At 45.3% G+C, this 19,806-nt stretch carries 20 protein-coding genes; 5 read left to right on the top strand and 15 right to left on the bottom strand.

What is annotated here, in order from left to right:
- Positions 1 to 530: 530 nt before the first annotated feature.
- The 7 genes from ACO0K2_RS01730 to ACO0K2_RS01700 all read right to left on the bottom strand — a co-directional run bounded on the left by ACO0K2_RS01730 (position 531) and on the right by ACO0K2_RS01700 (position 6,796).
- Positions 531 to 746: a hypothetical protein gene (locus ACO0K2_RS01730; protein ID WP_423015108.1), complete on the bottom strand. Its 216-nt coding sequence runs from the start codon at positions 744 to 746 to the stop codon at positions 531 to 533.
- Between the two features lie 365 nt (positions 747 to 1,111).
- Positions 1,112 to 2,149 carry a hypothetical protein gene (locus ACO0K2_RS01725; protein ID WP_423015106.1) on the bottom strand — a complete coding sequence of 346 codons (1,038 nt, stop codon included), beginning with the start codon at positions 2,147 to 2,149 and terminating at the stop codon, positions 1,112 to 1,114.
- Positions 2,146 to 2,415, bottom strand: coding sequence for a hypothetical protein (locus tag ACO0K2_RS01720; RefSeq protein ID WP_423015104.1), 270 nt, complete (start codon positions 2,413 to 2,415; stop codon positions 2,146 to 2,148). Before ACO0K2_RS01720 ends, ACO0K2_RS01725 begins: the two co-directional genes overlap by 4 nt.
- Positions 2,412 to 2,915: a hypothetical protein gene (locus tag ACO0K2_RS01715; protein WP_423015102.1), complete on the bottom strand. Its 504-nt coding sequence runs from the start codon at positions 2,913 to 2,915 to the stop codon at positions 2,412 to 2,414. The genes ACO0K2_RS01720 and ACO0K2_RS01715 overlap by 4 nt, the downstream gene beginning before the upstream one ends.
- A 295-nt stretch (positions 2,916 to 3,210) precedes the next feature.
- A complete protein-coding gene (locus ACO0K2_RS01710; RefSeq protein WP_423015100.1) occupies positions 3,211 to 3,903 on the bottom strand; it encodes a hypothetical protein in 693 nt (230 codons plus the stop codon).
- Positions 3,904 to 4,352: 449 nt separating this feature from the next.
- On the bottom strand, positions 4,353 to 5,675 hold the full coding sequence (locus ACO0K2_RS01705) for an HD-GYP domain-containing protein (protein WP_423015098.1): 1,323 nt from the start codon (positions 5,673 to 5,675) through the stop codon (positions 4,353 to 4,355).
- 644 nt (positions 5,676 to 6,319) lie between these two features.
- The gene (locus ACO0K2_RS01700; protein ID WP_423015096.1) at positions 6,320 to 6,796 is read right to left on the bottom strand and encodes a hypothetical protein; all 477 of its coding nucleotides are present in this window, start codon (positions 6,794 to 6,796) and stop codon (positions 6,320 to 6,322) included.
- Between the two features lie 65 nt (positions 6,797 to 6,861).
- Between ACO0K2_RS01700 and ACO0K2_RS01695 the strand changes: the two genes are divergently transcribed.
- Positions 6,862 to 7,299 (top strand): hypothetical protein, encoded by a 438-nt coding sequence (locus ACO0K2_RS01695; RefSeq protein WP_423015094.1) that lies wholly within the window; start codon positions 6,862 to 6,864, stop codon positions 7,297 to 7,299.
- A 14-nt stretch (positions 7,300 to 7,313) separates the two neighbouring features.
- On the opposite strand, the gene ACO0K2_RS01690 is transcribed toward ACO0K2_RS01695, so the two are convergent.
- The gene (locus ACO0K2_RS01690; RefSeq protein ID WP_423015092.1) at positions 7,314 to 8,336 is read right to left on the bottom strand and encodes an IS1595 family transposase; all 1,023 of its coding nucleotides are present in this window, start codon (positions 8,334 to 8,336) and stop codon (positions 7,314 to 7,316) included.
- Between the two features lie 157 nt (positions 8,337 to 8,493).
- On the opposite strand from ACO0K2_RS01690, the gene ACO0K2_RS01685 reads away from it, so the two are divergent.
- The 4 genes from ACO0K2_RS01685 (at position 8,494) to ACO0K2_RS01670 (ending at position 13,141) form a co-directional block, all read left to right on the top strand.
- On the top strand, positions 8,494 to 8,814 hold the full coding sequence (locus ACO0K2_RS01685; protein WP_423015090.1) for an XRE family transcriptional regulator: 321 nt from the start codon (positions 8,494 to 8,496) through the stop codon (positions 8,812 to 8,814).
- A 125-nt stretch (positions 8,815 to 8,939) separates the two neighbouring features.
- Entirely contained in the window at positions 8,940 to 10,844 is a 1,905-nt protein-coding gene (locus ACO0K2_RS01680) for a Dam family site-specific DNA-(adenine-N6)-methyltransferase (protein WP_423015088.1), read from the top strand.
- 86 nt (positions 10,845 to 10,930) lie between these two features.
- Complete coding sequence (locus ACO0K2_RS01675) at positions 10,931 to 12,634, top strand: AlwI family type II restriction endonuclease (RefSeq protein WP_423015086.1); 1,704 nt, start codon at positions 10,931 to 10,933, stop codon at positions 12,632 to 12,634.
- 15 nt (positions 12,635 to 12,649) lie between these two features.
- Positions 12,650 to 13,141: a hypothetical protein gene (locus ACO0K2_RS01670; protein WP_423015084.1), complete on the top strand. Its 492-nt coding sequence runs from the start codon at positions 12,650 to 12,652 to the stop codon at positions 13,139 to 13,141.
- On the opposite strand, the gene ACO0K2_RS01665 is transcribed toward ACO0K2_RS01670, so the two are convergent.
- The 7 genes from ACO0K2_RS01665 to ACO0K2_RS01635 all read right to left on the bottom strand — a co-directional run bounded on the left by ACO0K2_RS01665 (position 13,125) and on the right by ACO0K2_RS01635 (position 19,771).
- The gene (locus ACO0K2_RS01665) at positions 13,125 to 14,984 is read right to left on the bottom strand and encodes a TonB-dependent receptor (protein ID WP_423015081.1); all 1,860 of its coding nucleotides are present in this window, start codon (positions 14,982 to 14,984) and stop codon (positions 13,125 to 13,127) included. The two genes, ACO0K2_RS01670 and ACO0K2_RS01665, sit on opposite strands and share 17 nt — an antisense overlap.
- A 53-nt stretch (positions 14,985 to 15,037) precedes the next feature.
- The gene (locus ACO0K2_RS01660) at positions 15,038 to 16,219 is read right to left on the bottom strand and encodes a sigma-54 interaction domain-containing protein (protein ID WP_423015079.1); all 1,182 of its coding nucleotides are present in this window, start codon (positions 16,217 to 16,219) and stop codon (positions 15,038 to 15,040) included.
- Positions 16,220 to 16,328: 109 nt separating this feature from the next.
- The gene (locus tag ACO0K2_RS01655) at positions 16,329 to 16,886 is read right to left on the bottom strand and encodes a GlcG/HbpS family heme-binding protein (RefSeq protein WP_423015077.1); all 558 of its coding nucleotides are present in this window, start codon (positions 16,884 to 16,886) and stop codon (positions 16,329 to 16,331) included.
- A 78-nt stretch (positions 16,887 to 16,964) separates the two neighbouring features.
- The gene (locus ACO0K2_RS01650) at positions 16,965 to 17,579 is read right to left on the bottom strand and encodes a hypothetical protein (RefSeq protein ID WP_423015075.1); all 615 of its coding nucleotides are present in this window, start codon (positions 17,577 to 17,579) and stop codon (positions 16,965 to 16,967) included.
- Entirely contained in the window at positions 17,551 to 18,024 is a 474-nt protein-coding gene (locus ACO0K2_RS01645) for a DUF6644 family protein (RefSeq protein ID WP_423015073.1), read from the bottom strand. The genes ACO0K2_RS01650 and ACO0K2_RS01645 overlap by 29 nt, the downstream gene beginning before the upstream one ends.
- A gap of 41 nt (positions 18,025 to 18,065) precedes the next feature.
- Positions 18,066 to 18,566 (bottom strand): DUF6644 family protein, encoded by a 501-nt coding sequence (locus tag ACO0K2_RS01640; RefSeq protein ID WP_423015071.1) that lies wholly within the window; start codon positions 18,564 to 18,566, stop codon positions 18,066 to 18,068.
- 215 nt (positions 18,567 to 18,781) lie between these two features.
- Entirely contained in the window at positions 18,782 to 19,771 is a 990-nt protein-coding gene (locus tag ACO0K2_RS01635; protein ID WP_423015069.1) for a hypothetical protein, read from the bottom strand.
- Positions 19,772 to 19,806: the final 35 nt, after the last annotated feature.

Below are 19,806 nucleotides of genomic sequence, written 5' to 3'. Positions count from 1 at the left end.
CAAGAAGCTAAGTACGACACCTGCGCCGATCAAGAAGAGAATGAACTGTCCGAGGGATACGCCATTGAAAAGCGCTTGTAGGTGTTTGCCTGTGTTCCAGTCGATTATCGCAACGATAAAAGCCATGATCATGATGATAATTATCATAGCATTGCAATCGCAATGGCTTCGAGCGCTTCAAGCTGTTCTGGTGTTAGGCTTTTGAACTTCTGAAGAAGTGTATTAATCATTGACATTGTTCGATGAAATTAAAGAGTAAGAAAGCCAAGCCTACGGCATAATTATTTATTTGGCAATATTTTATTTTTAATATCTTCCATATATAAAATCGATCAAAGTTTGTACTCGCCGTTTTTATGCCCCGAATGCAATGTATAAGGTTTTTTTAAAAAAACTCCCCGTTAGTGAACACACACCCAACACGGTTAGATTTTATTTCTAGGACTTTGTCTTTTGAGGGGGGGGCTAAGTCAGCCGTGACTTATCAACAAGACTGCAAAGAAAAAGCGGCTCTTTCTTTGCAATCCTATTTAGTTATTAAAAAATGGTGGGCTGATCGTTGAATTTCCTAGCTCATCATTCATGACTACATACCGACAAGGACTTTCTTTTGTGCCGATGTTGCAGATGTGAATGGTTGCTACTTCAGTTTGGATTGTTTGCTCAACTTCAGCTAGCTTATTGCAAAAATAGAGTGACTGTTCAAGCGTCATTACTTGAAAGAGATTTCTAGCTTGTGGTGACATTAAATTTCCTTTTGCTTCGCGACTCACTGGATGTATGTCGCAGGGTTGGTACTACATCAAATAGACTCAAAACAAATGCCTGCTTGGTGCAACTATGGTTACATTGAGTGCGCGCTTCAATCTTCTTTTTAACATTCAAACACTGAGTTAATTTAGCGCGTTTTGAGTGCTGTTTAATTGCGTTCGACCTGTCCTTTTGATCTGTCCTACTAACTTCATAAAAGCTACTAAATATGGCGATAAATTGCATCGCAAATCAAGCCCCTTAGGACAGGTCAAGAGTGTTACTGGGTAAGCGTTTGAGTATATTTAATTGATGCCCCCAACTTTAGTTGGGGGAGCAGCCGACAGATAATGCTGCGGAATCATGTTTTCGTTGTTTTTGCCTTGTGTTTGCGTCCTTTTTTGCGTTTTACAATGTGCGCTTCAGCGAGAATTTCATCGACAATTTTTAACTGTCTTTTTGCAATATCAACGGAAATACAAATGCCTGTCATTTGCTCATACCTTCGAGTGAGTTCTACCCCATAACTTGTAACCGTTCGTGAGCATAACCAAAATCTATGACGACGAAAAACCGTATCTTTTGCATCATCATCTGTAAAGGTTTTCGTTTTACGTGTTCTGTCTGAATGTACTTTAATGGCAGTGAAAACTTTGCGACGCATCTCGTTAGTGACTTCATTGCGTCGACTCAAAGGAAGCGACTGCAATTGGCACATTTCGTATTGCTGTGACTCGGACAACTTGAGACTTGCGACGATCTCCCAAGGCTCTCGGTTACCACCATATATTAAAAATTCTGCTGTACTATAAAAAGCAGACTCTTTGTGGGTAAGTGTGTTTCTAAAAAGCCTTTTATAACTTATTTTGGCGCTGTGTACTGGATAAGTAAATCTAAGCCATCTAAGGTCATAGACTGTTAAGTCTGACTTTTGATTAATATCGTAGGTAGATCTATCAGCGTGAGGACTAAACCACATAGCGGGAGGAATTCCACGCCTAATAAGTTCATCCGCATACACCAGCGCAGCTACTCGAAACTTGCTAGAAAACGCAGTTACAAATTTATTTACAAGATCATCGCGGAATAATTTTGAAACCAAATTTTCGAGTCTTAATTTCTTTGGATCAGGGTCAACCGTATACGACAGCGGTGATACAGAAGGTCTTAACCTCATCTCAGAAGAAGTACGATCAAGTAACGAGGAAAGTGGTACATAACCTACCTTCTGTGCTTTAAATTGCTTCTTAGTGTTTCCAAGAGCATCATCACCAGAATCAGTCCTTCTATGCGACTTTCTCCTCGTAAGCGGAGGAAACCAAGATTCGAACAACGCCGAACCGATCGGTTCGGGTTTAGTCATGTCAGCCGTTTTTAAAGGCTGGCTTTCAGCATTCATTTTGTATGCTCGTCAATAGCCATTCCAAGATCGCGGCAAAGCTGATCAAACTCTAGCTCTGCGGCAATATCAGCATCCGTTTTAATCGACTGAAGCGCAAATAAGTAGATTTGCTTATTATCGACAAAGCCGTCGCTAGCTAAGCTCTCATCGTGATACGACTTTATTTTTGCTTGTGCTGGATGATGTTTGGCGATTGATCGAATAATCTGATTTATCTGATCAGCGTAGTAAAGTTGGACTTCTGAGTATTCGTCGAAATTCATTTTTTGCCACCTACATCACTCTTACTAGCTCCAAGCTGGCTATAATCCGCATACAGCATAAAACACCGACCTTGATCATTTGTAATAATTAGGAAGTCTTCTTCTGTCGTAATTTTGGAACCAAAAGTAACAGTGAAACCACCAAAGTCTGACTGACCACATATAGACACATCTTTACTTTCGAAAAGGTATTTCAAGCTATCAGCGCCAGCAGTTTTTGACTTTACAAAAATTGGAGTGACATCAGGTATAGTCGAAAACCTCAACCCGTTTGGTTGTGATACGAGCCAATATTGCTGACCGTGTCTATCCATGCCAGATTCAATAGTCAAATTCCCCAACTCAATCGCAGATATGGCGCTATTATTTATCAGCCATTCGATTTGCCGTTTCTCATCCAAAATCCCGCTAAATTTTGTAAAAACGTTGTTATTCATTTTCTCAAGATCGGCGGCGCGCTGTTCAAGAAATCCTGCCTCAGGCACAGATTCTTTCATCATTTCGCGGCTCCTCTCGCGATCAAGGCGGTAATGTCCTCGCAGCGCCATGCAGTACATCTTTCTGAAAGTTTAATTCCGGCTGGGTAGCGACCCGACTTGACACCTGCGTACCAAGTAGTTTTTCCGACTGGAAAATAATAAAGTACCTCTGGCAATCTGAGGTAACCTGTTTGGGGGATTTGTGGATGGTGAGTCATATTGTTCCTTTTCTTAGTTGAAGCAGTTCGGTTGGGGTTGATTGAACTGCTTAGGAACAAACTATAATTTTTACAGTGCTGCAACTTGCGACACGAACTCAGTTTTCGTTTTTTTTACCTTTCCCTTTTCTAGCAGAGTCAGCATGATATGAATGTATATTTAATCCATATTCGGCCAATGCTAAGTTGATAGCCCTTGGTGTAAACGATTTTGAGTATTTTTTTTCAAAAGCTCGTTTCGCATCTTTAAGTGTCGGTACTTTTTTTCTGACAGCACTGTGAGGTATTTCCGATTTAGACCTTGTTTTCTGCACCTTTAGGGGAGGATTAACAAGGTAGTCATTTAAGTGGGCTTTAAAAGATAATGCTAAATCCAATCTACGCTGTGCAATTATCATTCTTCTTCGCGGCTGTTTGAAATCCGGCAGGCCTTTATTTTTCAACTCAAAGTCTTTTATTAACAAGTATATTTGGCTTGTTTTTCCCGCCTTTATACTTTCTTCGCCGAGACGCCTAATGCGATCATGGGGATGTTCAACTGTTTTTCCATCTTCCCCAACACTAACCTTTTTTAGGGAAATATCATGAAGAGCTTGAATAATATAGTCGTCGTAATGTTCCGAAGTCGTTGAGTCAATTTCGTATTGAGCTTCGCTGGCGCTTATCCCAACCCATTGACCAATCATCCGTTTAATCAGCTCAACATTGCTAGGATGTTTTAGGACTCTATTTTTATTCTTTTTTAACAACTCTACCAACTTTGAAACTCTATCTTTAAGATCTTCACTCATGCTGCCGTCTTTCCAAAGTTAACTACCAAAAAATTGCTGCGGAACTCTTAGTATGGAGGACTACCTTTAATACAACACTTAAATGCGGAAAGAATCTTACCAATATAGGCTTGGGAAAAACTTCATGTATTCAATAGTTCAAAGTAAATACGCAAAGAAAAGAAGAGAGGGGAATTAGTAAGGAAAGTTTTTTAGGGGCAGATTAAGGGGCATAAATGGCACCTATAAACCGTTTATACACAGTAGACATAGCTTTCAAGCGACTATTAAACTCCACCTATCCCACCAGAATTCAAGGGCTTACAGCGATGTAAGCCCTTTTTTCTTTTCCAGCAATAAGTCGCTACGTCCATCGTCTCATCGACAAACGGCGCTCACAAGTTCCTCACTATTCCTGAAATAGCACCGTCTCACGTCAGCCGCAGATGCACAGTGACGTGATATACGTGTTAGCGCGACTCTGATGACGACTTTCTACTTTTGGCTTTCGAATCCATAAAGTAACTGAGGCGTTTTCGTGGATTGAGATAGTGGTGTATCTCTGTTGGTAGCATCGCGGGACGAATCCCTTCCGTGATGCGCAACTCATCGCTTTCGTTTGCCAAATCAAGAATAATCACATCTTCTGGCCTGAGGTCTGGATCATAGACCAGAATTTGAGGGCGCAAAGATTTGCCGGTATTCACATTAACAACAAGACCAATCGAACCATCTGAGAGTCGAACGATCGTACCGGGTGGGTAAATGCCTAAGCATTTGACTAATGTTGCCAAAATAACGGGATCAAATTGGCTACGCCGGCTTGAGAACATCAAGGCAAGCGCTTCGTGCGGTGTTAATGACAAGTTGATATTGACGTGATTACACAAATTATCATACTCATTGGCGATCGTGATGATCCGTGTCAGCCGATTTAAATGCTCTCCTTTGAGGCGATTGGGATAACCGGTACCATCCATAAATTCGTGATGATTGGCGATCACGCTCAAGACGCCTTTATCGAGATTCGCCTTTCTTCCGATTTGTTCGCCGTGGTAGGTGTGCAGTTCTAAAATAGCCCGCTCGGGGCGGGAAAGAGGCGTCGTTTTTTTGAGGATATTCGCTGGAACGTTGACTTTACCTAAGTCGTGAAACAGTGCGGCAAGGCCAATGATTTTGAGTTGTTCACTATTGCATTTGAGTTCATTGGCCAGCATCATCGCCACAAATGCGACGTTCAGGGTGTGAAAGTAAACATCCTCACCACCGGCCTGTTGATAGCGGATGAGGAGCATAAACGCATCATCACTCTCTGAAAAAACCTGCGCGATACTATCAATTAATTTCGATGCCTCCGCCACGGTCTCTTTGGGTCTCGAAAAAATATTCTTATCGATATCTTTGATCACGGTCGAGGCGTTGACGAACTTTTGTTCGTGGCGTGCAATTTCTTCTCGTTGTTTGACAAGCTTCTCAAACCGCTCTTTCTTTGCCTCAGCAATATCGTCATACACCATCACGACGTTGGCATCGATGACCGTGTTAGGTTCTTCTGTTTGTGTCGATTTCTGAAGCGTGCCATTAAGTTTCGCTAATACTTCGGGCTCAGTTTTATCAACAATAATCCGAATATGATCGATGTTGAGCGCCTGAATTTCTTTGATTTGTTGCGCATTGACGATCTTGAATGAGTTCTTGGAAAACGAATGAGAAAACCAACTCAGTTCAAGCCGAACAAACATGCCAATATCTAATTGATCTTTACGAATAAGGAGAGAATGTTCAGATGCCATCTAAAAAAGTAAGTATTGAGCATCCATCGCTAAAAGCGGCAGCCGAGCTCTTTGTTAAAAATAAGGTACCCATCTCACGCAAGCAATACCAACCCCGCCTGCTCATTAGGAATACAGGACGAAGTGGGCGGCACGTATGTACTTATCAAAGGGTATCGTTTATCAGTCACAACGACTGCTGACTTGAGTTGGCTTGAATTGACGTGGTGTTGGTCATCAAAAATAGACACAACACCTTGTGTTCATCGCGCCTCGTTGGATCTTTTTTAGAGGCAATCAGTAGGTCGATTGCGTCAGTACGACCAAAGAACACGACAACAAAGGCGATCCTAGGTAGAAATCTCACCATTGATGGACAATTTATCGCGGCGCGAGGCGCAGTTTTTCTCTCTCTTCTTTATCTATTTTCTCGCTGATCTCAAATCGCAGTTACAGCAAAAAGTAACACAGCCATGACGCGTACTTTTTGTGCTAGCGCAATTGTAGAGCTATCGACTTTTAATCTTTAAAAATTACCCTATGATCTATCGTCATCTCACATGATTTAACATTACTCCATCGAACGAGCCCAAGCACATAGCAACGTTCTCGTTCGATCTCGACAATGTATACGGCAATATCTTCATCGACTTGGGATGGTGAGATCAAAGTTGATATCTCAATGTCAGCCGTAACTCACGGGGTTCACCGGGATGCACCGTGATTCCGCTCGGGACAATGGGAGCAGTCGGCGTCAAGCGATAATCCTGCTCATAGGCAATATCGAAATACGGACGATTAAATAGATTTAATACGTTTAACGATAGACTTAAATGGGGCGTCAATTCACGTTGAATGCGCAAAGAAGTCACGATTGCTGGCGGACCAACGAGGGCACCATCTTGAGACAACGGATAAGAGCCAATATAACGTGTATTGAGACTACCGGACCACGGCCCCCAATGCGTCACTGACAATCCAACCGAGGCGACCTTACTGACGGCGTTAGGGATGTTACTGCCTAGTTCACCGTTATCATTCGCCTGCGCATAACGTGCACGAGTCCATGCGAGATCAGCATCAATGAAAAGCCATTGATTTAAGGCTGCATGGTTATTCCCGGAATTATGTAGCAGCCGCACAGAGCTTTTCTTGATCTAAAAATCTACACTACCCCAATCAGTAATCATTTTTTTGGGAAGTCAACATGGCAGAATCTCACGTAGTTTCAGGCTTGGTATCCAAGCGTGCCGAAGTCGCAGGTCAAATCGCATCGCACCAGTCAGAAATCCAGCGCTTGCAACATGCCTTATCGCACATCGACGGCACAATTAAACTGTTTTCGCCAGAATACGACCTACGTACAGTCAAGTCTAAACGAACCAATACGCGCAATCAATATTTTGCTCAGGGTGAGGCGCAGCGCATGACTTTGGATTTGATGCGTGAGACGCAAGCTGCTATGTGCAGTCGTGAAATTGCAGATGCCCTAATACAGCGCAAGGGAATTGAAACCACTCCCGCCATCGTGGCAAGGATTCAAAAGAACATTCTGGCCGTACTGCACCGCCTGGTAACGCGCCGCATTCTCAGAGAGGTCGATGCTAGCGGCGAGCGCGGCGTCATGCAATGGGAAATTATTTGACTGGATAGTAATACTCAAGCGGCCAGCCGCTCAGCAGTCCGCTTATTCCCCTGCCAGTAACCGCACCAGTCATGGTGCGTTTTTGTTTGTACGCACTTCATGCAAATATCATCAAAGATATCACCGTTAGTCATGCGGCGCGTATCTTCGCGGTAGGCGGCTTCATTGGCATAATTTGCCAGGTACAGATTGCCGAACTTATGTGTCTGGCCGTACTGCATGCGGCGGAACCGCGAAAAATACGATTCAGCCAGATTATTCGTCGTGCCAGCGTCGCTGCGATACTCAATCGAGTGATTCACACGGCGCGTATCAAATTTAGCGTGCAAGCCATCGTAGGCGTTCGATTCATCGGCACAAATGACAGACCCCTTTTTCACATACAGATCCGCCAACATACCGACATCGGCCTGATTCTCCGCTTTAATCACGAATGAAATCGTTTTATTGGCTCCCTGGATGGTGCTGCCGACGATATTCGTTTTTTGGCGCATGACGAATACGCAGCGTTTATCCGGGCGCTGGTTGATGAACAGGCGGCGATCAATACGGTCTTCCTTTTTATTCTTAGGCCGGATGTGTCCGTTCACATACGCACCGTCCATGTGAATCTCACCCGACAGCGGCGTATCGTCGCGCCGCTCCATCAGAGATTCCCTGATTTTATGGCATAGAACGAAGGCGGTTTTGTACTGCACGTCTAAGTCCCGCCCCATTTGCAGCGCGGAAATTCCCTTGACGGCATTGGTGTAGATCGCAATCGCTGCCAGGTACATTTTTAGCGGGAGCTTGTGAAACGCGAAGATCGTGCCGGAGGTTACGCTGAAAGTGTGATTGCAGTCTTTGCAACGCCACTGGCGACGCGTGGCGATGAAATAGTGCTCATGCACGACGCCACACATCGGGCAAGTCACGGCCTTACCATCACCCCAGCGCACTTTTTTAAAGACCTTGAATGCCTGCTCGTCGTTCATTTCAAACACGCGGCGCAGGGATAAAGTGCGGGCTTTTGCAGAAAGGAGAAAGTGCTGAGTCATTTTTATTCCGTTTGCACATTGATTTATGTGCTTAAGTATAGCCATAAATTTATGTGCAATCAAGAAGATTTGCACATTATTTTATTTTTAAATACCATAAATATATTCCTTTTAAAAATAATTGTATGTGCTATACTTTTGCTATATGATGCGCAACATGACCTATCAAGAGTTTTATCGTCAGCTCGGCAAGGCCGGACTGAATATTCGCGAGTTTGCTGAATTGGTGAAAATGAACCAAAAATCAGTAACGAATTGCGCCAAACGCGGCGAGGTTCCGTCACATTTAGCCGTCATATCGACGTTGCTTGGTGAAATGGGCGAGCGAAAAATCGATTTTCGGGCGGTTCTGGAAGGAATTGAAATTGCTCCCAAAAAACCGCGTGGCGGTGCCGCTGTAGGGCGTTTTGGTGGAAGCAAGCAAACTGACTTGGATTTGGAATCCAAGTCGGCCGAGATCGCAGGTAAAACAATTTAAGTGCGCATTGAGCAAGATAACATTGCGTTAAATACTGTATTTATGTACAGTGTTTAACGCAAAGAGTAAGTGCGTCACATATTTGTGCGTTGGGCATTTCAAAAATAATTATTAAAGGTGAAATCATGGGACGTGTTTCCTTGTTTGAGAGTCCGCAGGATTTAACTTTGGCGAAGCCGCTCTTGAAGTGGGCTGGCGGAAAGACGCAGCTTTTAGGTGAAATTATCCCTAAGATACCGAAAAAATATGGCCGTTATATCGAGCCTTTTTTTGGCGGCGGCGCTGTTTTTTTTGCTGCACGTCCTGAAAATGGAATCATCGCAGACAGCAATCCAGAATTGGTCAATCTTTATCGCACCGTTGCCACAGACGTGGATGGCGTTATTGCGCAACTTCGTCAATATGAAAACACGGAAGATGTGTTTTACGCTGTTCGCGCACTAGACGTTACCAAGTTATCCAATGTCGAGGCAGCAGCCAGAACCATATTTTTGAATAGAACCTGTTTTAATGGCTTGTATCGCGTCAACAAGACAGGGCAATTCAATGTTCCGTTTGGTCGTTACAAAAATCCAAAAATCATCGATGAAGATGCATTGCAAGCAGCGTCTGTTTTGCTGAGCAATACCACGATCATTTGTGGCGACTACAAGACTGTTTTGCAAGAAAATGCACAGGCTGGTGATTTCATCTTTCTTGACCCACCTTATCTGCCTATTTCCGAATATGCCGACTTCAAGCGTTACACGAAAGAACAGTTTTACGAAGAGGATCATGTTGAATTAGCTGCGGAAGTCGAGCGCCTTCACCAGTTGGGATGTCACGTTATCCTGACGAACTCAAATCATCCGCTGGTGCACGAGCAGTACACGAAATTCAATATTGAAGTTATTCAAACCAAACGCTACATTTCCTGCAATGGCAAGGGGCGTACAGGTGAGGATGTCATTGTCAATGCTTTACCTAAGCCTCGATTTGATCTGAGGTTGGTTCCGTCCCCCTTGCCTCAACAGGCCACGCAGTATCCGGCAACCCGTTACATGGGTTCGAAAAACAAATTGCTGACAGAAATTTGGGCGGTTGCCTCGCAATTTGAATTTGATACAGCGGTCGATTTATTTTCCGGCTCGGGTGTTGTCAGTTACATGTTGAAGTCTCACGGCAAAGCTGTCATCAGCAATGACTATATGGCGATGTCTGCCACGTTCACTAAGGCGATGGTTGAGAACAAAGAAGTCACGCTTACCAACGAAGAGGCATTGGCATTGCTGGAGCCGCGTTTGGCAGTCGATCATTTTGTAGAGCAGAAATTCCAAGGACTGTATTTTACAGACGAAGAAAATCGCTTGATAGACGTACTCCGTGCCAATATTAAGGCGCTCAAAAATCCATACAAACGTGCCATTGCCATGTCCGCGTTGATACGTGCGTGCTTCAAGAAGCGGCCTCGCGGCATTTTTACCTATGTCGGTCATCGCTATGATGACGGTCGCAAGGATTTATCGATGACATTCCGCGCTCAGTTCCTGGAAGCGGTGGATGCAGTGAATAACGCAGTATTCGATAACGGCCAGGTGTGCAAATCGCGCAATGGTGACGCGATGACGTTGAAAAAAACGGAACCTGGCTTGGTTTATATTGACCCGCCATACTATTCGCCACTGTCCGATAATGAATATGTGCGCCGTTATCATTTTGTAGAAGGCTTGGCACGCGACTGGAAAGGCGTTGAGATTCAGGAACATACGATCACCAAGAAATTCAAGTCATACCCGACCCCATTTTCTTCACGTAAAGGTGCGGCAGAAGCATTTAACATCCTGTTTAAGCATTTCCGTGACAGCGTACTTGTGGTGTCCTATTCATCAAACAGTCAGCCAACGCTGGATGAAATGGTCGCTATCATGGCGAAACACAAGCGACACGTTGAGGTCGTGCCTGTCGATTACAAATATTCCATTGGCAACCAAGCAAACAAAGTTGGCGATAATAACAACGATGTGCAAGAATATATTTTTGTAGGTTATTAATGATAATTCAACATGCTAAATGCCAACGATCAAGAAAATGTAAGCACATCCAGCCATGCCACTAACCTCACCTTGGTCACAAAACCATGAGGCCGTGGTGTCTTGAAAATCCAACTGTTCGCAGCCCATTTCGCCTACGCGAAGGGCTGATTGCCCTTTCTAAGTCGTCGCTACAGGGAAATTTACGCGGTCGGGAGCAGGAAGTCGCGTTTCGCGATCTGCTGGGCGAATTAGGCGTAGTTTCCCTCGGTAGTGATGCAACGTTTAGCGTTAGCCGGAAATGGCGTAAAGCACTGAACAGGCGCGGGTTTCTCTATCCGCCAGTCTCCAAAACATCGACGGTTACGCAAGGTGAAATCGGGCCGCTTGACACCATCACGGCAAACGGCTGGCGACTTATTAATGCTGATTCGGTGCCTGCCATGCAGGAATGCTTTCTGCGCTCGCTGGCCGCGTACTACATTCCTTCCGATTTTGAGAAAGAATATGAGTTTGGCGCGTTTTCTCCGCTACGCCATACATTGGCGGTCATGCTGGAATTGGAGAAATCAACAGGAGAAAATCATCTCAACTTTATCGAGATGGCCGTCATTATTCAGAACTCCACCAGTGCCGACGATATGGCTGGCATCGTTGCGAAAATTCTTGATTTGCGTGATCGCCGCCAAAAATCCGGCAATAAAAAACAATTCGATGGACAAGAATTAGAAAAAACAGCGAAGCTGGATGACTATGTGCCGCAGACCTTCAATGACTACGCAGATACCAATTTTCGCTATTTGAAAGCGACTGGCCTTGTCCAAAGCAAAGGTCGCGGAATTGCACTGGTGCCGGAAAAACATGTATTCATCGAGAAGTTGGTTGAGACTGTCCAAGTCCCAGAATCCGATAAAATGTTTTATACGTTCCTGTGCAACGGCGCGACGCTCCCCACTGACAATAAGGATTCCGCACTGGTTGTTTTGGAAGATTTATTAATTCAGTTAAGCACCTATGGCATTACATTTGATACTACGGGTAAATCGCTTGAGACTCCGGCTGATATTGGCAGCGTTCGGCATGAAATAGAAGCTATTTTGTCGGCGCGGCGCGAAGAAGAATATGCCGCCAAACAAGCGGGTCAATGGGAAGAAATTGCAGCGTACATGGATCTCTTGATTCACCGCCGTAGCAGATCCAAAAAAATATTGTCAGGTGGGGCGGAAATCGAAATTCCGCAAGCGGAAGCCCCAGCCTACTTTGAGTGGGTGTTATGGAGGGCTTTTCTCGCAGTGAATAGCCTCGTCAATAAGCCTTACGAAGCCAGGCGCTTCAAAATAGACCAAGACTTCCTGCCGGTCGGCACTGCCCCAGGAAACGGCCCTGATTTGATTTTTGAGTTTGATGAGTTTGTTTTGGTCGTTGAGGTAACGCTGACAGATAATTCCAGGCAAGAGGCGGCGGAGGGGGAGCCTGTGCGTCGGCATGTCGCCAGAATTGTTGAGGGTTATCCAGGTAAGCGCGTCTATGGATTATTTATTGCAAACAAGGTTGATACCAACACGGTAGAAACACTGAGGATTGGCTTCTGGTATAAATCAGATGATTCAAAAATGGCGCTCCAAATCGTGCCAATCACGCTTGAGCAGTTCCAAAAAATATTCAGTGCCGGATTCTCTTCTGGAACAATCACGCCAAAACTAATCCAAGAATTTTTACGCGACTGCCTGGCGGTTAGCAATAATGATGCTCCAGCGTGGAAGCGGGAAATAGAGCGAACAGTGCAAGAACAAATTGCGGCCTTTGTTTGATAATTTTGACCTGCCATGCTTATTTTTATCGATACCGAATTTACTGATTTCAAGGACGCTGAGCTAATCAGCATAGGTTTGGTATCGGAGTGCGGCCAGCATGAATTTTATGCAGAACTTCCGGTCAATCAAAGCAAGTGTAATGATTTTGTCCTGGCGACCATCTTGCCGCAACTTGGCAAGGTGCCAGAGGCGCGATGTTCGGTGGACGAACTGCAAAAACGCCTGAGATTGTGGTTAGAACAATTCTCAGCCCGAGCGCCAGTTATCTGTTTTGATTTCGATGGTGACTGGCGTTTGTTTTGCCATGCGATGGGCTACGAAATCCCTGCATGGTTGCGCGGAAAAAACATTTACAAGTATCTCGATCAAGTTGCGTTGCAGATGTACTTTATTGACAATCGCATCAAGGATCATCATGCACTGCATGATGCCAAAGCTAATTGCCACGCATTTGATCGCAAAAAAGTCGAAGCGGACGCAATGCAGCTTAGAGAGTCGCACTAACAGCCATAAATTTGAGGGAAAAGCCTTGTGCGGCTGCTACATAATTCCGGTTATTCCATTCAATGCCATACCGCTTACTTGCACCGTTCGGTGATGTACTTCCGATTGCCGAGTCTTGGTTATAGGTGAGTTCGGATTCGCTGTTTAAACTCCATAACGCCAAAGAACTCTGCAAGCCTGGGATGATTTCTGTACGCAAACCAATCTCTTTGCCAATACTACCAACGAGGACAGGCACCGGTGATGACGCGGTCCCTGTCGTGGGATCAATTTTATCGATCACGCCGCGAGCATCATTACTGTGGAAACCTTTACCCGCATTCAAAAAGATCTCCGTTTTTTGCCATGGACCGAATGTCAACGACAACTTAGGAGAGAGCTTCGCACCTGATGCACTGCCACTATTGGCAGGAAGTTGCAGTGAGGTCATGTCCATCGTCGTACGATCAGCGCGGGCACCGATCAGGCTCCGAAACCATGGTGTCCAATCGGTTGTATTTTGCAGATACATCCCTGTCGTCGTTTCTGCGACTTTATCGTCAGTCACCGTTTCAAAGGGAATCCGCGCAGCGGAATTAAGCAAACCAACACGGATTTGATCATGTCTAATTTCTAAACCCGCTTCCGTTATGGAATCATGTCCGAAAAGCGGCATGCGCCATCCTCGGACAGCCTTTGCACCAACAATATTCCTACTTTCTACTTGCTCAAACTGATCACCAGTCGCAGGTCGGTATTCATCTAACGTAAAATTAGACCACAATTGCAAACGAGTATGTTCAGCATAGGCTGATAGCGTTGAATATCCATCTTGGTTACGTGAGTGCCATTCGCCAGAGACAATATAACGCCCCGTATTGCCACCATCCGTTGGATCAACGGCGCCATAGCGACTGATCTCGCCCGATTGAATGAGGGATAAAGGAACCTGATCGACAGAATGCCAATGTGCATCATACAAAATGCTCTCGATTGACCAGCCCTGATCACGGTTCCCATCGCTGAGGCGTCCAAAAAAGTTGACCTTCCGCGCATGCTCTGGCGGCGACCAAGGACCATTTTCTTCCATCAACTCAAGTCCACCAAGTAAAACTGGAACGTGACTGTTCTCAGGATCGTCACTTAATGGCGTCGACCCTGCAACAACGACACGCCTATAATTGTACGCTCCCACTGTGGCATCAATAAATGCATGATCGAGACGCGAACGATATTGAATATCCGCTGAACCCGCAGCGGCAAAATCGCCATTCTCTGCAAAATAGGTTCCTTTGCGGTAATCAATATGATCCACCAATTCAGGAATAAGAAAGTTCAAATCGGAATATCCCTGACCATGGGCATTGGTCGGCATGTTCACAGGTACGCCATCGACGCGCGTTGCAAAATCCGTCCCGTGATCTAAGTTATAACCGCGCAAAAAATATTGATTCGCTTTTCCGTCGCCAGAATGCTGGGTCACCACCATCCCCGGTATTGTTTCCAACACTTCACCGGGTCTTAATAACGGTCTGTCTTGTAGCAACTCCCCCAAAATCACGCCCTGCGATGCTGCATCGGAAGTACCGACCGCATTGTTGTAATGACGCGACTCAATCACGACTGCTTGCGGTGCAAATGCCACGATGTTTTCTGTATTATCTCCATCCGCTGCAGAGGCAGTTTGAATGCAAGCCACAAGGGGAACAAAGAAAATAAAACGAGAATGACCTGAGAACATCAACGCTTTCTGTATGCTCTTTGCTATCGTCGATAAGGTAAGTACGTTGGATACGTTAGATACGTTGCTTCGATTGTTTTTTGATTGCGGATCACTGCCTAAGGTCTGAAAAAAAAGAAACATTAAATTTGTCATCTAAAAAAGACTAAAAGAAAAAATAGGGGTAAGCAACGAACTTAAATAACGCCTGTCTTTTTTAAATACGTACGTAAGACATTGCGGCTTATACCAAGTTGTTTTGCGGAGCGAACCTGATTTTGTTGATTCCTCGTCCATGCCTTGTGCACTAAGGTCTGTTGAATCTCCTCAAACTGAACAGGCATAGGTTGATCAAGCAGGTTTTCCCATGCTTGATAAAAATGGTCTAGTTCAGGAAATGCACTGCATTCTTCGTTGAGTGAACAACGCTCCACGTTTGCTTGGTGTTGATCGAGATTGATAACATTAGGAAATGTTATCACATCATGCTTGTTTGTCATCGTATGCCAGCCTGGCAAATTGAGATCAATCGCATTCAATGTGACATCATTTGACACAAGGAGTGCCCGATGAATCACATTTTCTAATTCACGAATATTCCCTGGCCAAGGGTAGCTAAGCAGGGCATTCTTAGCATCCGCACTCAAATCGATTGGAGGAAGATGTAAACGCTTGATATATGTCTTTAAAAAATGCTGCGCGAGCGGCAGAATATCGCCAGGCCGCTCTCTTAAAGGGAACAAAGGCAGTGAGATGACCTGAAGTCGATAGAAAAGATCCTCTCTGAAATGTCCCGCACGGACAGCTTCCTTCAAATCAACATTGGTGGCGGCAATGAGTCTCACATCAATCGGTATTGCCTTTCTCGATCCGAGCCGGACAACCTCTCGCTCTTGCAATACACGCAGTAATTTCACCTGCATTGCCATCGGCAAATCACCGATTTCATCTAAAAATAAAGTGCCGCCATTCGCCGATTCAAACCACCCTGCTTTATTGTTGATTGCCCCAGTAAAAGATCCTTTATCGTGTCCAAAGAGTTCGCTTTCAATGAGGGTTTCAGAAAAAGCTCCGCAATTCACTGCTAAAAAATTCTCTTTTGCTCTATGGCTCAATGCGTGGACGTGTCGAGCGACGAGTTCTTTACCCGTTCCGGTTTCACCGGTAATGAGTACGGTTGCCTCACTCGGTGCAATACGCTCGATCAACTGATGTAATTCTCGTGAACGTGGATCAGAAAAAACGAAAGCGGTGGCACGAATCAACAGACTCATCTTTTGCGCTTCATCGAAGGCAATTAACGGATCTGCTGTGTTCGAGCCACCCTTCGCTATCCGGGTATTTCGTTCAAAGTCTGATAGAAAATTGTGTGAGTTCATATTTTAACTATAGGTGAACATCACTTTGCTTTGAAACGAATTTAGTTGAAATTGAATATATCCTTTCCGTATATACGCCGTTTTAAGGTATGACGAAAGCCGCAAATTTTTAGTCAAACTGACCTTCGATTTCCTTCAATCCTGCTATGGCGCAAGCCTCATCTTTCTCGCTACCACGCGCACCACCGACACCGATCGCACCGATGATTTCGCCGCGCACCTGAAGCAAAATGCCACCTGCACGAGTGTTGTAATTTGGGTTCGCTGCAATCTCTTTTGCTAAAACGAGATCCGTTTTTATCTGCTCACCGATTTCGCTGCTGGCTTTTTTGAACGCAAGCGCCGTCAACGCTTTATTTGTCCCTGACTGCACAGCGCGAGCAGCCGCACCGTCGCTGGCCAGCAGAACGCGAACAATCCCACCACTATCTACGACGCTGACAGCGACTTTTTGATCAAGATTCTGACATCGACTAATCGCCTTTTCTGCCGCCTTGATAGCGAGACTAAGCGCAGGTCCACGAGCCGGCGGAGATGGCGGAGATGGCGGTGATGGCGGTATAGCAGTTGCCGTAGCAGTGCCTCCTTGGGGCGCGACTTGCCCACTTGAACCGACAGCGACAGCGACATTTTCAGCCGACCAACAGAGACTGCATACACTAAGCATTGAGAGACACAATATGGTTTTCATGGGGAAACTTTCAATTCAAAAGAAGAAGTCACGCTTCGGGCATTGGCGCTCATTTTATTTTTGCAGTGGTGGCTTATCATTGGGATACCAAAATTGAACATGGCATTGTTCACACACCTGGTCAATGCGACCACCCGCTTGTACGAGCCGTTGAGTATCTTTATGATCAATCGCATCAATGGCCTCTTGCGTTGCCGCTTGCAAGTCATGGGCATGCTTCACAAAGTCAGCGCGATGATTTTGTATGCCTTTTTCAACCTCATCCGGACTGAGTTCTACGGCATGGGATGACGTTGAGGCACCCTTTGCCGCAACCTTCCGTCCATCCATCAACAATAAATTACTCGCCTCGGCAACGACCAGCGCGTGCTGTCTCACTTCGCGCCATTCATCATCGGACTTGGGAGCACGTTCTTCGACACCTGCTTTCGTACTAATCGTTGCAACGGAGTTCCATACCGCATCAATATTCGGATCAATGATTGATTGCATGATTTCTTGAACAGTCGCTGTTGGACGAAAGCTAGGGGGCGGGGCTTTAGTTACTTCAGGTGCCTTATTGCAGGCGCTGAGTAACGACGTCGCTAGAATGACGCCCATCAGCGTGGTGGCATATCGATTTTTGGGTGACTTAGGCATATCAATAAAATCCAATAAAGCGAGCGGCATACGCAATGCCAAACCAAGTCGTCAATAAGAGCGCAGCAGTACCTCGGGCAATAAGCGGTTTGACAGATTCCTGTCGGGTTACGCGGCGATACCATGTCAGGTGCAAAACGATTGCAAACGCCAACAGTCCAAATTTAAGCCAGAAAACAGGGTTAGGATAATAATGATCAGCAGCGGGCAAAAAAATGACGACGCCTGAAATCGCCAACAATGCGAGTCCTAGCCAAATAAATTTAGCGGTAGCCTTCACCAGTCTGGGAAGTGGCACTTGGACGAGACCCAGCCCCAACAGCCGTAAACTCACGATCAATATAGATGACAACACCAAAATCAAACCGCTAATATGCAGTAATTGAGCTCCAGCACCAAAGAGATGGTCTTGTCTGCTAATAGCAGTCGAAATATCACTATTTTGCAGTTGATCGAAAACAGAAAAAACACTCATAATAAATTACCTGAAAAGTAGGTCAGTAAAGCAAACACGGTTTATAAACCAGCGCCCAAATACGGGATCAGGCGACCACAACTTAAAACACCAAACCATAAAAGTAGTGACGCCCATCCAGCAAAACGAACACCGGTCGGCAATACAGTCAATTGGTGCCAATTGCCAACACGTCGCCCCCATTTCAATTCAAACCATAACGCGTTGATTCCTGCGAAAAAAATTAGCGATACTTTTAACCAAAAAACCGGTAAAAAAATGAGCTTGGTCGCTTCTGCTAAAAATAAAACGACACCTGTACTGAGCGTGAGCGCAAAGCCAAGCAAAAGCCATCGACGCAAGGCATGTAAAATACTGGCCACAGGAACTTCACGTAAAAAGTAGCCGGTCAGACGCAAATCAACGAACAAAATCAGTCCCAACGATAACGCCAACCCAATTAAATGAGCGCCCTCAATAATCGGAAAGGCATAAACGGATTCACGAACAGTGACGCCGATCTCGGTATCATTAAGCCACTGACCAATTTCTAATAAGGTCATAGATTGTTTCCTTCACAGAGATAGAGATAAAAATTAAAGAAGAGGTTTTACGACAGATATCAAAGGAATTCGCAACAACTGTGCCATGGGAAAACCCACAATAACCGATCGAAAATGGCGTGAAATAAGAAACAATGCGTGAAGGGCGACAAGTTATCTGTTTGTTTTTCAGCAGATCCTTGCCGACCCTGTTGAATTTTCAACACTGAGGCGACCTACTTTGTTGGCGATGCGGCACCTAATCCAAAGCCACCATTATTTTCAGTACAAATACGTTCGTAGTGTTCGTAATTGCCTTGAGGACTATTCGCTTTCTCAACTTCGAAATGCCATCCGTTTGGCTTATCGTTCGCTGTCCATTTGCGTGCGGGAATCGTCACGGTAAAAGGACGTGTGTAGACATCTTTATCCGTGATGGTGGCGACGTAGTTGTAGCGTTGTCCATCTGGAGAGAAAATATAGCGCTCTTCAATTCGCGCATTCTCACTCAAGAATTCACCGGAGCGACCAAGCAAGGCTTTACCATTTTGATTGGTAACGTCGACCACTAATGTATTTCCTTCCCAATGGCCACGTGAATCACCGTTCCATAACTTAATCGAAGAAGGTAAGTGCGGCTTGCCGTCAAGATGAATGATCCTTGTTCCTGAATTAAAGAAAAAGACGACATAGTGAGGATACTGAGCAATTTCATATCCATGCCAATAGAACGACTTAGGAATACCGGCTGGCGCACAACGCGCTAATGGTTCAACATGTTCCTGTTTCACAGGATTATGAAAACCAATCTGAAATTCTTTAACTTTCGCCAGCGCCCAGTCTTGTAGTGGCAATTGACCATCGACGGGATCACTCACACGGCTTGGTGCCCGTTCTGCTCGTGGTCCTAACTCTTTGCGTTTCACACCCGGACGATCTGGCTCACCCGGAATTCTTCCTTGTGGATCGGTGAAATTATTATGGTTGGCGATGGTGTTTGACCAGTCCCCTGAAATATCAGGCTGGCCATCAGGAAGACGCTTTCCCGTCCACTTTCCCGATACGATGACAGGTACCGTCTTTTCTTGCGCGATGCCGCCACCTGCGGGAGGTGTCGGTTTCGCTTTGGTATCGTCTGCGGCAAATCCAATGGCTGGTAGCAACGATACTGCCAGAACTATACCGCCGGTCAAACTTGTATAGTGTTGTCTATTTCTGTTTTTCATAAATCCCTCTGATGGTTCGTGACGCTGCATTCCTG

It is taken from the genome of Undibacterium sp. MH2W, assembly GCF_049340215.1.
GTDB lineage: Bacteria > Pseudomonadota > Gammaproteobacteria > Burkholderiales > Burkholderiaceae_D > Undibacterium.
The sequence above is the reverse complement of the archived record's forward strand: the minus strand, read 5'-3'. Positions and strand labels throughout refer to the sequence as shown.